The sequence below is a fragment of the Pseudomonas sp. PDM27 genome (genome assembly GCF_019219205.1).
Taxonomy (GTDB): domain Bacteria; phylum Pseudomonadota; class Gammaproteobacteria; order Pseudomonadales; family Pseudomonadaceae; genus Aquipseudomonas; species Aquipseudomonas laurylsulfatiphila.
In genome coordinates this window covers 172,106-185,034 of sequence record NZ_JAHUWF010000006.1, presented here as the reverse complement: position 1 = coordinate 185,034, position 12,929 = coordinate 172,106, and the positions used below count along the sequence as shown (strand labels likewise).

Below are 12,929 nucleotides of genomic sequence, written 5' to 3'. Positions count from 1 at the left end.
AACCTGATTGAATTTAATGATCAACGCAACGCGCGCATCGACTTAACCAATTCCAACCACGACGGTGGAACGTAACCGGTAGCCGCCTGAAACCTCGAGGAGTTCAGCGAGCGATCTATAGCAACTTGACTGTCCGCGATGATATCGATTTCCTTTTCGTAAACTTCCGCTACCAGCTTCAGAAGAGACAACTTGTCAATCGGTGCCACCGAAACATGATACAGGCCGTGAAGCTGTGGATTCGGAATCACATAGTCGCGAATGACACGTGCCAGCTCAACGGTAGGCAGCCCCGAGAAAATGGCCTTCTCATAGCCCTTGACCGGCCCGTTCTGGGACAGGAACCAGTCCACCAGCGAGTACTGGCTCCCCAGTTCATGACCGATGATGGAGGTCCGCAGCGTGACGGCATTCAGGTCCGTGTGAAGCTCGCCGATGTACTTGGACTTTCCATAGAGATCCTCCGCATCGGAGATATCTTCCTCGGTGTACATGCCTTTACGACCGGAAAACACGCAATCGGTGCTGATATGAATCAGGCGAGAACCGGACAACGCGCACAATTTGGCAATGCGATGCGGCAACATGGCATTGATAGGGAGCGCAGAAAGTGGGTCCTTGGCATCGGCCAATTGCTTGATCAGCCCGACGCAGTTGACGACGACATCCGGCTTGACCCGTGCCAGAACCGAGACCAGTGAGTCCTGATCAAGCACGTCGACATTACTGATCAACGAACTGTGCATGTCCTCAGAAAAGTATTTTGCGCCACCCGGATTGCGCAAAGTGCCCCACACCTCGAAGTGCGGGTTTCCATGGAATTGCCTGAACACTGTGCTACCCAGCATTCCGGTGACCCCTAACACGAGAACTTTCATTTTGAGATACCTTTTAATTCATTGATCCTGCTACTGAGGATTTCGACCAAACGCTGGCTTTGCCGCTCCATCTCGAAATGCTCGAGGTAGTACGCCCGACCCGCCTGCCCCAACGATTCCCGCTCATCCGAAGTCATGCGGAAAAGTTGCTCAATGCAGTTGGCCATACCTTCGGCGTCCTGCGCCGCAGTGGTCAAACCGGCTCCCGCCTCCAGAATGACACGCGCACCCTCGCCATCCAGCGCGGCGATAATCGGCCTCCCCGCTGCCAAGTAAGCCTGGACTTTACTGGGGATGGTATAGGAGAACGCCTCATCCTGCTTCAACGTCACCAACAATCCCTGCGCACGGCTGAAAAAATGCGGCATTTCAGTGGCCGCAAAGCGTCCGGCAAGAATAAGGTTGTCCAAACCGCGGGATTTCTTCTGGCTTTCGATCCAGCTCAGCATGCTGCCGCTACCGACCAGTACAATCCTGACCTGCGACAAATGGCGAAGCTTGTCAGCTACCTCAACGAGGGTCTCGACCGACTGCGCGGTCCCCAGGTTTCCGGCAAAAACAAGACAGAAATGATTGTCGAGCTCCGCGAGCAAAGGCGCGGGAATCCGGGTCTCTTCTACACTCGGCGGCACGTCCTGATAGGAGTTGGGGTAATACACGACCTTGCCAGGATTGGCATAACGGGCGACCGGGTCTCGAAACGCCCTCGATTGAACAAGCAGCGTATCGACGAAGGCGTAAATACCTTTCACCAGCCAGCCCACAACGCGCAATATTGCCTTGTTCTTGATGAACCCGGTCGCACTCAAGCTCTCTGGCCAGAGATCTTGAACCCATACAACCAGATGGCTTTTGAGTTTCCACTTCAAGTAAATCGCCGGAATAACCGACGTAATGGGAGATGGCGCAAATACAAAAATCGCATCATAGGCCTCCCCTTTCACTGCGCGTGGGTAGTGCTTCAAGCCATTCAAGATAAATGACAAATAGTTCAATACGAGGTTTTTTGCACCAGAAGTACCACGAGGTCTGAGCGGTGCACGGAAAACACTGACAGAGGACTCGAACTTTTCTTCCTGAGCCCCGGAGGCACTGTAGCCGTTAAAGACTACTCCATCCGGGTAGTTTGGCTTTCCGGTAAGAATTTTTACAACGTGGCCCTGGGCAGATAAAGTTTTAACCAGGTCATTGATAATAAAAGACTCTGGCCAAAAGTATTGCGACACCACAAGAACCTTCATTTATCAAACACCTTTTTTAGGGCTCACGGCCAACGCCAGCAACTCGGACCATGTTTTTCTTGAGGTTTTTTCCCAGTCAAACTTATCGCTCTGCGTCACCGCCGCAACGGACAACGCCTTCAAAGTATCAGGGCTTGTCAGTGCCTCAGACAGCACGTTTTTTATATCCTTTGAATCAAACGGAGAAAAATACAGTGCTGCATCTGCTCCAAATTCCGGCATCGGCATTACGTTGGAGCAAATCATCGGCCTTCCGGAAGCCAGCGCTTCGAGAAGAATATTAGGGCAGTTCTCGCACGACGAGGCAAAGAGATTCAGATAGGCGTGATGATAAAGTGGAGGAAGCGTGTGATAGGGAATAGCGCCCAATAAAAGCACTTGGCCTTCAAGGCCTAGCGTTGCAATGAGAGACTTGACCCGATCGGCCTCCGGCAGGTTTGTTTCACCCACAAGAACCAATGGAAATTTTTCACGAAGTTCCTTTGGCAGCTCCGCATAAGCGCTAACTACTTCATAATGATGTTTGTAAACATCAAATCGCGACACGTATAAAACATATTCTCCAGCGGGTAAAAAGTCCGGCCGAAGAACGGCAGAATCGCCATGTGTCCTGAATACCGAGCCGATTCCGTGAGGAATCGTAACTGGATTCTTGATATTGGTCAGCGACTCAATGACACTTCGCGCGTAATTTGAGATGAATATCGTCAGATCCGCTTCGCGCATGCTCTTGAGCATAATACGATTCAACAACCAATTTCGCAGACGCTGCAATCCAAGTGGAATGCTTTTGCGTACTCGCAAATCAAATGGAATCATATTCCGAAACATAGTCGCAACTTTGCAGTCTGCTGGAGCAGAAGTGCCCACTACGCCACCGGGACAAAACAGAACGTCAGCTTTCTCAGCCTTCAAAATACCTGGCAGCACCCACCGCTCCCACACGGCTCTCACAATCGGGTTTTCAGTGGGCCAGGCTGGTTCGATCCGCTTGATCCTCGGGTGATCAGGCAGCTTGAGTGACGCCGGGGCGAAAACCAGAATCTCAAGATCCGTATTGTCAGGTACGAACTGAAAAAGATTAATCAGATATGTCTGACCTCCACCAAGACGGGCAGAGAGTGCATTGAAAACTATCTTCATGGAAAACCTTTTGCTCAATCTGGATTAGTGGCTATTTTTATCGAGCCAGGATTGGAACATTAGAATATTCCACAAATGAAGACTACGATCGTACGTTCCGTTCTGATGTTGGAGCCATGCCGAGCGAATTTTCTGAGAATCGAAGTAGCCCTCTCTCTTGAGCCGTTCCTCCGTTAACAGTTCCTCTGCCCACTCTTTCAGCGGCCCACGCAACCATTGCGCCAATGGAATAGAGAATCCCGCCTTCGGCCTGTCAAAAAATGAAGTAGGAACATATCGCTTAAGAAGCTCGCGAAGCGGCCACTTCCCCACACCATTTTTTATCAGTTGGTCTGACGACAGGGAAAACGCGAGTTCCGCAACCCGATGATCAAGCAAGGGAGCGCGGGTTTCCAGGCTTGCGCTCATCGCACCACGATCCACTTTAACCAGCAAATCGTCAGGCAAATACTGAGAGACGTCCCAACGACGCATTTCCTCGACGTAATCCACTGCCGACTCCCAGGAAACTACGTCTTGCCGTTGAGCGTCGACACCCAGCACCACATTGTCGGTCGACTGCCACTGAGACATCAAACCGGTATACATCTGCGCCAGGTTTTCAGAACCCAACAGTTCGGACATTCTGTAGATACGTCGACCATTGACTTTGGTTCGAAGGCTACCCGGCAAAATCGAACAGACGTTGTCCCAACCTTTGGACGAAAGCGAACGAAGTGAATAAGCCATGACCTGGCGTGCAGGCAAAGGCAGCTTCTTTATGCGCGCCCATAGCCCTGCCGTAATCTGATAACGGGGATATCCGGCAAAAAGCTCATCACCACCATCACCGGACAGGGCTACGGACACATGCTGTTTTGTCATCCTGGAGACCAGGATTGTAGGTATTTGAGAGGAGTCAGCAAAAGGTTCGTCGTATATTTCCGGCAGGTGCGGAATTATTGAAACAGCATCATCGGCACTCAGGTAAAACTCGGTGTGGTTAGTCCCCAGGTGCTTGGCAATCGCTTTGGCGTAAGGCGCTTCATCAAACTCAGGTTCATTAAACCCGATCGTGTAAGTGTTGATACTGGTAGAACTTTGTGACTGCATCAACGACACGATCAAACTTGAATCGACACCGCCTGACAAAAACGCACCAAGTGGAACATCGGCAATCATTTGCGACTTTACTGCAGCAGACAATCTTTGACCGACAACATCCACAACTTCCTGATCGCTGGCCTGCGAAAGTTCGTGTTTTAACTCGCCAGCCGGCGGCAGCGACCAGTAGGAAACGGGTTCCAGCGCACTAGAAAACGAGCCGACATTCAAATAGTGTGCCGGCTCCAATTTTTTAATGCCTTCATAGATGGATTCCGGAGCCGGAACATAACCATACCTAACGAACTTGGCTAGCGCATGACGATCAATTCGCAGATCGCTACCAAATGCAGCCTTGATTGCTTTCAACTCGGAGGAGAAGACAAAACGGTCGCCCACAATACCGTAGTAAAGTGGTTTCTCTCCCATTCTGTCTCGTGCCAATGTAATCGTTCTGGAAACTTTATCCCAAACCGCAAAGGCAAACATGCCCACCAGGTTTTCAAGGGTTTTTTGTACCCCCCACGCACCGAGCGCTGCCAGCAACACTTCTGTATCAGAGTGCCCGCGCCAGACACGCGTCAGACCTGACGCAATCAACTTCTCGCGCAACTCATTAAAATTGTAGATTTCACCATTGAAAACAATAACATACCGCTCATCATCGGAAACCATCGGCTGACTTCCGTGCACCGAGAGTTCCAGGATCGAAAGCCGTCGGTGTCCCAGCGACACTCCACTATCGGCATCTGACCAAACTGCTCCATCGTCGGGCCCACGATGTATCAGCGCATCCACCATCTTGCCAACGGCAACGGCGCCTTGCTGATCCAGCTTCCACCCGACAACTCCCGCAATTCCGCACATACCTACTCTCTCAATCCAATGAAAATATTAAAACTCACTTCAAAACCCGAACGAGTTTCATCGTGAAGAATAATCCTAATGCCATCACATAAAAAACCAATGAGTTCAGCAAGTATATTTCGCCGTACCAAACCCAGTGCATAACTGATGCAGCACACAGCATGTACAAGAAAATTCGCAAAAAATCATCCTCGCGGCAGCGCGAGTCGATCAACCGCAAGAAGCAGACACTGATGAATCCATTGAGGAAAACACCAAACAGTCCGAAATTCTCAAAAGCCACGCCGGCAACGTGGATCCCACCGAGCCCGGTAATGTAATACCAGAGGGCAGGATTATCCACCATAATGGGTTTTTCCATACCCAAAGCCGAATAGAAAGGTGACGGTGCCAACGAAAGAAACATATCGAGATAGGTCTGGCCGTAACGCAGGTGCTCCCCATCCCAGAAATTGGTTAACTGCTGAACAAGCGGTAAAATTATCGCATTCCAGGAGTTGAACAATAAATACTGTGTAATGTTATCCGACGTTAAGTCCACATCCATTCGGCTCATTGAAACAACAACACCGCTGACGAGCAGAAGAGCCATGAATACAGCAACGGAGAACAGAGCTTTAAGCTTGATTAATTGATTGTAGCGAAACAACAAACCCAAAATCGAAGCGACAACCAGGACAACAAAATCACGATCCCCCGTCATTGCATTGGCAACACAATAAGAAACCACCAGAGCCGCAGACACAAAAAACATCAATCGGGACGGGTAGGAAAATGCCAAGGCAATGATCGCAATGATGGAAAAAACCACTACTGACTCGATACCCGCGAACATTTCAAGCAACGCGTTCGCGTTCACAAGCCTGAAGCTGATAAAGAAGACGGACAGCGCAAGGAAAATGAAACCTGCCAACTTGAAGTCCAACGCAGAAAAAAACGTTTTTCGCTCTGCGTGCAAACTTCTGGGCGGCACCAGCAATGACAATAGATAACCAACGAGTCCACCAGAAACACCAAGAAACCAGACCAGTGAAAGTCGGAATACTAATAAGTCATCCAGATAAAAGGCATAGTCTCCAATAGGCCAAAGTGTAATAGTTTCGCCCCACAAGCAACTGACAAGACCCAAAAAAGGTACCGAATAGCAAACAGCGTACAACGCAACGAGATACTTTTTTGATATCAGGCACAAAACGCATTGCGTGAGCAATACCAGCAAGCACGTCGAAACCAGTAATATAACCATTAACCTTGACCAACAAAAACAAAGCAACTGAACCGTAAACCAGACTCAATACTGGCCCCAATATTACTTTCAGCCATGCACCTTGTGTCACCAACGCACATATTCAACATATTCATCACTGCACCAACTTACGGCCACCCAGGACCGCAAGCACGGCAATTTGAGCTGCCAGCGCAAAAACAAAGGATCTGAAAAGATCGACTGCCAACATATCGCCTTTTAACCCTGCCACTACTGTCAGCGATAAATAAACAAACGCATAAACACAGCTACCAAGAAAAACAATCCTGGTCATGTTTTTACTATGCAATATTTGAGTGACGATTGTAGTCGTAAGCCCTATGCCACCCGCCAATACTGCGTAAGCCAGCAGATCATTCTTGCTGCAAAAGCTACTACCGAGCAGGCACAGCCAGTAGCTCTGCGACAAGACCAGGAACACAGGCAAACAAATTGAAATTGATAGCCCGAGCATCAAGTACAGCTTACTGGCACTTTTCCCGTGCCCTGCCAGCTTTACAATGGCATAGGAAGTCAGCGAGCTTGGCAGCACAGTGACCAGAATATAAAAAAGAAAAAACAGATTAAAATAGCCAATCTCCGAGACATTCAAGCTCGAGTTGGCAAATATCATCAAACAAACAATATGAACAGGCGCCCCGAGAAGCATACTACCGGCGATAGTCGGAGCCCCTGAGCGCGAAAGCAATGCCACCATTTGTCGAAAAAAGGATGACGCTCGTTCCCCCTTGTCATCACTGAACCGGTTTTTCTTTATTGTAAAAAATCCATATGCAGGCGCGATTAGCGTACAGATCGCGAAGGTAAGAATGACCCCCTCTATTTGCCCTGCTATTTTCGCAATGGAAACGACCAGCAGCAATCCAAGAAGACCATGGGCCGCCAGCGCAGCAGCCCATTTTCCCGAGGTGTTAAGGGAGAACATCAACCCGGTTATAGTCAAATTGCAAACACAAGCGAAACCTAGAAAAAAAGCTCCGATCAGCAAGTAACCAGGATTCATTTCGTAAGAGGAAGCAGGCGCCGGAAAAAGCAAAAACACGATGACACAGAGGGCACCTACAATGATGCCGCCCCATGACATGAGACCCAAGGAAGTCTTGTAATTTACTTCCTCGGGATTCAGGACCGCATAACGACTCAACGCCACGCTCAAGCACTCTCCGACCACCGTTGCGATGCCAGTGACTATCGCGTAATGGTAAGAGAATACACCGTATAGTTCGACGCCTAAAATTCGTGCCAAACTGAACAACAATACAAACATACAAAGTTTGTTTGCAAGGACAGTGATTGCACAGATCTCTTTAATCACTAGCCTTAACTTCTTGCAAAGAACGAGACATACCAACTTGCTGCTTTCAGCATACCCTCACCAACAGTGAAAAGCGGCTCATAGCCCAACAAACTCTTAGCCTTATCAATATTCGCCTGCGAGTGCCTTACATCGCCAGCCCGGAAATCCCGATAGACCATATCCGATGTAGACTTGACATCAACGCGAGCCAAAGCGTCCTTGATGCAGGAAAAAACCTGATTCAATGTTGTCCTGTCACCAACGGCGACGTTGTAAACATTATTCTTTGCTTCAGGACTGGCACAAGCAGCCAGTATATTGGCTTGAACTGCGTTTTCTACGAAGCAGAAATCCCGACTTGTTTCACCATCACCATTGACGAAAACCTCCTCGTTATTGATCATGGCCGCCGTCCACTTAGGAATCACGGCTGCATAGGCGCCATTCGGGTCCTGACGCTTGCCAAAGACGTTAAAATAGCGAAGCCCGATGGTATTGAACCCGTATGTACTGGAAAAAACCTCAGCATACAGTTCGTTTACATACTTTGTGACCGCATAAGGGGACAGCGGCTTGCCAATCACACCTTCAACCTTTGGAAGTCCAGGGTGATCACCATAAGTAGAACTCGACGCGGCATAAGTAAAACTTTTTACCTTCGCATCTTTCGCCGCAACCAACATATTCAGAAAACCGTCGATATTGGTACTGTTCGTTGTAACAGGATCATTGATGGAACGCGGAACAGAGCCTAATGCTGCCTGGTGCAAAACGTAATCCACCGGAATATCGGTGGCTGCCGGGAAAGTCATTGCAGTTCTGCAATCGTCAATATTTCTGATATCACCTTTTACCAGCACGAAGCGCGCCCATTGCTCAGGACTCACTACTGATTGCACTTCATCGAGATTACGCTGGTGCCCTGTTGCAAAGTTATCGAGACCTACAACCCGCTGATCTAATTGCAGCAGTGTCTCCAATAAATTGGAGCCAATAAATCCGGCCACCCCCGTAACCAGCCAAACCTTTGGGGATTGTTGAATTTCAGCTTTAACTTCTTCGAAACGGATCATTTGATTCTCGACTTGTTTTTCCGGCGGTAACGAATCAGGGTCTTTACAGACCCTGATATTCAGAGACGCAGATCTGATTGAGAGGCATCCAGCAGGTACTTGAGATCGTAGAGAACGTGCTCTGCTTTACCCAGGCTGCGAATCTGTTCAGCCCCCATCGCAGAGAACTCATTGTGTGCGACAGCCAGGATGATACCGTCGTAAGAATCAACCTGTGGTTGCCCGATAGGAGTGATTGAGTACTCGTGCATTGCTTCCGCCGCATCTACCCACGGATCATAAACATCAACAACAATATTGAATTCAGCAAGTTCATTCACAATATCGATGATTTTAGTGTTACGCAGGTCCGGGCAGTTCTCTTTGAACGTCAACCCCATGATCAAGACGCGAGCACCATCAACATGAATCTTGCGTTTGAGCATCGCTTTGACAAGTTGAGATACTACATAGGCTCCCATGCTGTCATTCAAGCGACGACCCGCCAAAATGATCTCCGGATGATATCCGATGGACTGTGCCTTGTGAGTCAAGTAATAGGGATCTACACCAATGCAGTGGCCGCCAACCAGCCCCGGACGGAAAGGCAAGAAGTTCCACTTCGTCCCCGCTGCCTCCAGCACCGCCTGAGTATCGATACCCATTTTATTAAAAATAAGTGCCAACTCATTGATCAGGGCAATGTTCAAGTCGCGTTGTGTATTTTCAATAACCTTTGCCGCCTCGGCAACCTTGATACTCTTGGCCTTATGAGTTCCGGCGACAATTATTGTGTTATACAAAGCATCAACCAGATCAGCGACCTCTGGAGTGGATCCGGCAGTTACTTTCTTGATGGTAGTAACACGATGTTCTTTATCGCCAGGATTTATCCGCTCCGGGCTATAGCCTGCATAAAAATCGACATTAAACTTCAGCCCGGATACTTTTTCCAGCACTGGAACACAGTCTTCCTCAGTAGCGCCAGGATAGACCGTTGACTCATAAATAACGATATCGCCCTTTTTCAAAACACGCCCAATCGACTCACTGGCTTTAACCAAAGGAGTCAGGTCCGGTCTCTTATGCTCATCAATTGGGGTTGGGACGGTAACAATATATATATTGCAGGCGGACAACTCTTCCAACACAGAGCTAAAACTTAAACCCGACGCAGAACGCAATTCAGCATCAGACACTTCGAGAGTAGCGTCATGACCTGCTTTGAGCGCTTCGATACGACGCTGGCTGATATCAAATCCGACGACTTGCATTTTTTTGCCAAACTCAACCGCCAGCGGCAAGCCCACATAACCGAGACCCACTATGGCCAACTTCACATCTTCGAGTTTAAGCATTGTTTTCCCTTGCCATTCATCAATATTAAGTCGATCGTAAAAAGCGCGCCAAATCCTGCGCTTTAGAAACAAACATCACGGCTGCGTAAATTAGAAATTATACCGAAAGCGCCTAAGGGAGCCATAAGAATTTTCAGAAAGCCAACGAAGAGCTCAAACGCCCTCCTTTCCGCTTGCATACACTCAAAGCCACGGCTGCAACGCAAGCCGCCACAACGCAATTGCCAGCTTTGATCAAACCCCGCATAGCATGGTATCGGGCACAGACTCAACCCCTCACATGAAAAAATATGCGAAACCCGGAAAACCGCGTTCTGCCTGTAAAAACTCCTGCCAGAATTGACAGCAGCAAGGTCACTGGAATCAATACCCCCACCAGAACCCGAGCCGTTTTGACTAAACAGCAGGCAGCCTGTTCCTGGCCCAAAGATAGAAACCCCCTCCCTGGGTGATTTCCTACAATCTCAGCTATTCCTGCCTCACGACAAACAGCCCGCGAAGCAATACGAAAGCAATACCAGTGATCAGGCCCGTAATAACACCCAATACAAGGATCAGAGCCTTGTTAGGCTTCACCGGGTTATCTGGCAACTCCACGACCCCGTCTTGCCGATAGACGGATACCACCGCCGGCTCTGTTTTCAGCCCCTTGAAGAAGTTGTATCGATCCTGAAGATCACGCAAATTATCCGTAAAAGGGTCATCGGACTCGCGCGCCTGCAAACTTTCAATTTCCGCCCTTAGCGCTTTCGAGCCACGCATATACGTAAGCTGACCAGCCTCCCCACCCGCAATGACCGACTGACTCACCGTGATCGCCGGCGGCTTCTCCAAACCGATTGACTCGGCGATCCGCAGCGCCTCACTCAACCTGGCAATCGAATCTTCTCTGGCCTTGCTGCTTTTCTCTCTGGCGGAACTTATCTGCTGCTCCAAATTACGAGCCCGGACCTCAGACTCAATTGAAACGTTCTTGATCATTTCCTTCTTGGCCAATTCACCAGCCTGAACCACATATTCAGTAACCCACTCTTTGGCCTTCTCGGGATTGCCGGTCTGCACGACAACCGAATACCTGTCAGAGTTTTCCCTGAGCGGCGGAACTACACGCAACGTCTCGGAAAACTTTGAATACAGGACATCCCGGGATTTTTTTTGCTCCTCCAAGGGCAAACTCGGCACATAAATCTTGCTAAAAAAATCTAGACGGAGGGACTCTGCCTGCAAATATCGAGTGTAAATATCATAGACATCCTTAACTGTGTAAGGAACCAACTCTGACTCTTTCATTCGACCGTAGTTAAAATTGGATATATCACTCTGAGACGGCGGCATCACAAAAGCTCTCGCCTCATAGACGGGAGAAGCCAGGAAAGCATAACTCGCTGCCAGAGCAGCCCCCAAAACAGCAAAACCGACAACAACAAGTTTCTGCCTTAAAAGCGCACGAACAAATCTTTGAAACTCAAAATCTTCCAGCCCATTATCTTTTTTTGAATCAACATGCATATATTGTTAGCCTTTTTCACTTAAGCGGTTAAGCCAACCACAAAAACCAGACCACTTGAGAAGAATCAACATAAACCAGACAGAAAAGGAGGAGATAACAACACTCCTTTTCTAAACTCACGCAAAATACTTTATTACATCTACGGACGCGCAGATAAATAACACCAGGCAAAATCAATGCTCGGCCTATCGTCCACGCCTCCCCCTCAGGAAATGAACCACCACGACCCCTCCACCAAAAATCATCCCCATCAGGAACGAAGCAACTCCGAACATCGAGATCTGTAGCTGGGGTGACGAAAAGCCGAAGAGGGAAACAACGACAAGCTGCTGGTTTTCCAGCACGAAGAGCAGGCTTGTAATTGATATCAACAAGACAAGCCCAGTGATCATGAATCGCTTGATGCGACTCTTATCTCGCCAACTCATCGCCACCTAAACCCTCCTCTTCCTCATTTACGCGATCACGCAATTCTTTACCCGGCTTGAAATGCGGGACGAATTTGCCGTCGAGACTGACAGACTGCCCGGTTTTCGGATTACGACCAACCCGTGGAGCGCGGTAGTGCAGAGAGAAGCTGCCAAACCCCCGGATCTCGATACGATCTCCGGTAGCCAGGCATTGGGACATTTGCTCAAGCATGGTCTTGATGGCCAGCTCTACATCCTTGGATGAGAGCAGCCCTTGATGGGTGACAATTCGTTCGATCAACTCCGACTTCGTCATATTTTTCCCTTCTTTTTCAAGCAGCTAGATCAGCGCTCCAAAGGTTTTAGCACGCCGGCATGATTTTGAACAGCCCGAGTTTTGCCATACATCCCACCACTCAGGAAAGCCTGATTCCTGAACAGGGGAGACCTCCGAGCCATCACTGTCTCATCGGCAAATCACCAACATAGTGCGCGTCAGGAAACCTGCGGGATTGAAGCCGAAGGGGAAGCCATCTTCCTCTTCCTTGACATCGTCAGACCTCGCCACCACTTTATAGCCCGCCCCCCTGCACTCCTTGGCCGCGCGTTTGTAACATTTATCCCATTTCGAACCGAGCCCCGAACAATCAACCTCAATGCCGCTCACCCCGCGCACCGCGTGAGTTTTGGCATTGGTGGTACAACCCGCTAGCGCCAGCACTGCTACTGCGACAATCAGCTTGTTCATTCACGTCCTTTTGCCAGAAAGCCCAATGGGCGATCATTAGTCTCAGGCTAAGACTAGCCGCAAATAAGCACTTGA

General features: G+C 49.1%; 11 protein-coding genes. All 11 read right to left on the bottom strand.

Going from position 1 to position 12,929, the window contains the following annotated elements; all coding sequences use genetic code 11:
* Positions 1 to 20: 20 nt before the first annotated feature.
* The 11 genes from KW838_RS14875 to KW838_RS14825 all read right to left on the bottom strand — a co-directional run bounded on the left by KW838_RS14875 (position 21) and on the right by KW838_RS14825 (position 12,854).
* Positions 21 to 878 (bottom strand): SDR family oxidoreductase, encoded by an 858-nt coding sequence (locus KW838_RS14875; RefSeq protein ID WP_218501447.1) that lies wholly within the window; start codon positions 876 to 878, stop codon positions 21 to 23.
* A complete protein-coding gene (locus tag KW838_RS14870; RefSeq protein ID WP_218501446.1) occupies positions 875 to 2,119 on the bottom strand; it encodes a glycosyltransferase family 4 protein in 1,245 nt (414 codons plus the stop codon). The genes KW838_RS14875 and KW838_RS14870 overlap by 4 nt, the downstream gene beginning before the upstream one ends.
* A 3-nt stretch (positions 2,120 to 2,122) precedes the next feature.
* Positions 2,123 to 3,262, bottom strand: coding sequence for a glycosyltransferase family 1 protein (locus KW838_RS14865; RefSeq protein WP_218501445.1), 1,140 nt, complete (start codon positions 3,260 to 3,262; stop codon positions 2,123 to 2,125).
* A gap of 24 nt (positions 3,263 to 3,286) precedes the next feature.
* Positions 3,287 to 5,212, bottom strand: a complete 1,926-nt coding sequence (asnB, locus tag KW838_RS14860; RefSeq protein ID WP_218501444.1) for an asparagine synthase (glutamine-hydrolyzing) — start codon at positions 5,210 to 5,212, stop codon at positions 3,287 to 3,289.
* Between the two features lie 34 nt (positions 5,213 to 5,246).
* Entirely contained in the window at positions 5,247 to 6,431 is a 1,185-nt protein-coding gene (locus tag KW838_RS14855) for a hypothetical protein (RefSeq protein ID WP_218501443.1), read from the bottom strand.
* 142 nt (positions 6,432 to 6,573) lie between these two features.
* Positions 6,574 to 7,794: an oligosaccharide flippase family protein gene (locus KW838_RS14850; RefSeq protein WP_218501442.1), complete on the bottom strand. Its 1,221-nt coding sequence runs from the start codon at positions 7,792 to 7,794 to the stop codon at positions 6,574 to 6,576.
* Positions 7,795 to 7,799: 5 nt separating this feature from the next.
* Entirely contained in the window at positions 7,800 to 8,849 is a 1,050-nt protein-coding gene (locus KW838_RS14845; RefSeq protein ID WP_218501441.1) for an NAD-dependent epimerase/dehydratase family protein, read from the bottom strand.
* Positions 8,850 to 8,908: 59 nt separating this feature from the next.
* Positions 8,909 to 10,186 carry a Vi polysaccharide biosynthesis UDP-N-acetylglucosamine C-6 dehydrogenase TviB gene (tviB, locus tag KW838_RS14840; RefSeq protein WP_218501440.1) on the bottom strand — a complete coding sequence of 426 codons (1,278 nt, stop codon included), beginning with the start codon at positions 10,184 to 10,186 and terminating at the stop codon, positions 8,909 to 8,911.
* A gap of 468 nt (positions 10,187 to 10,654) precedes the next feature.
* Positions 10,655 to 11,695 (bottom strand): LPS O-antigen chain length determinant protein WzzB, encoded by a 1,041-nt coding sequence (locus KW838_RS14835; protein ID WP_218501439.1) that lies wholly within the window; start codon positions 11,693 to 11,695, stop codon positions 10,655 to 10,657.
* Between the two features lie 412 nt (positions 11,696 to 12,107).
* Positions 12,108 to 12,422 carry an integration host factor subunit beta gene (gene ihfB / locus KW838_RS14830; protein ID WP_104448966.1) on the bottom strand — a complete coding sequence of 105 codons (315 nt, stop codon included), beginning with the start codon at positions 12,420 to 12,422 and terminating at the stop codon, positions 12,108 to 12,110.
* A gap of 150 nt (positions 12,423 to 12,572) precedes the next feature.
* Positions 12,573 to 12,854 (bottom strand): hypothetical protein, encoded by a 282-nt coding sequence (locus KW838_RS14825; protein WP_218501438.1) that lies wholly within the window; start codon positions 12,852 to 12,854, stop codon positions 12,573 to 12,575.
* Positions 12,855 to 12,929 lie beyond the last annotated feature (75 nt).

Bases quoted from the DNA above. Each gene is read 5' to 3' on its own strand.
- KW838_RS14875 (WP_218501447.1), bottom strand. From the start codon at position 878: ATGAAAGTTCTCGTGTTAGGGGTCACCGGAATGCTGGGTAGCACAGTG.
- KW838_RS14870 (WP_218501446.1), bottom strand. From the start codon at position 2,119: ATGAAGGTTCTTGTGGTGTCGCAATACTTTTGGCCAGAGTCTTTTATT.
- KW838_RS14865 (WP_218501445.1), bottom strand. From the start codon at position 3,262: ATGAAGATAGTTTTCAATGCACTCTCTGCCCGTCTTGGTGGAGGTCAG.
- asnB (WP_218501444.1), bottom strand. From the start codon at position 5,212: ATGTGCGGAATTGCGGGAGTTGTCGGGTGGAAGCTGGATCAGCAAGGC.
- KW838_RS14845 (WP_218501441.1), bottom strand. From the start codon at position 8,849: ATGATCCGTTTCGAAGAAGTTAAAGCTGAAATTCAACAATCCCCAAAG.
- tviB (WP_218501440.1), bottom strand. From the start codon at position 10,186: ATGCTTAAACTCGAAGATGTGAAGTTGGCCATAGTGGGTCTCGGTTAT.
- KW838_RS14835 (WP_218501439.1), bottom strand. From the start codon at position 11,695: ATGCATGTTGATTCAAAAAAAGATAATGGGCTGGAAGATTTTGAGTTT.
- ihfB (WP_104448966.1), bottom strand. From the start codon at position 12,422: ATGACGAAGTCGGAGTTGATCGAACGAATTGTCACCCATCAAGGGCTG.
- KW838_RS14825 (WP_218501438.1), bottom strand. From the start codon at position 12,854: ATGAACAAGCTGATTGTCGCAGTAGCAGTGCTGGCGCTAGCGGGTTGT.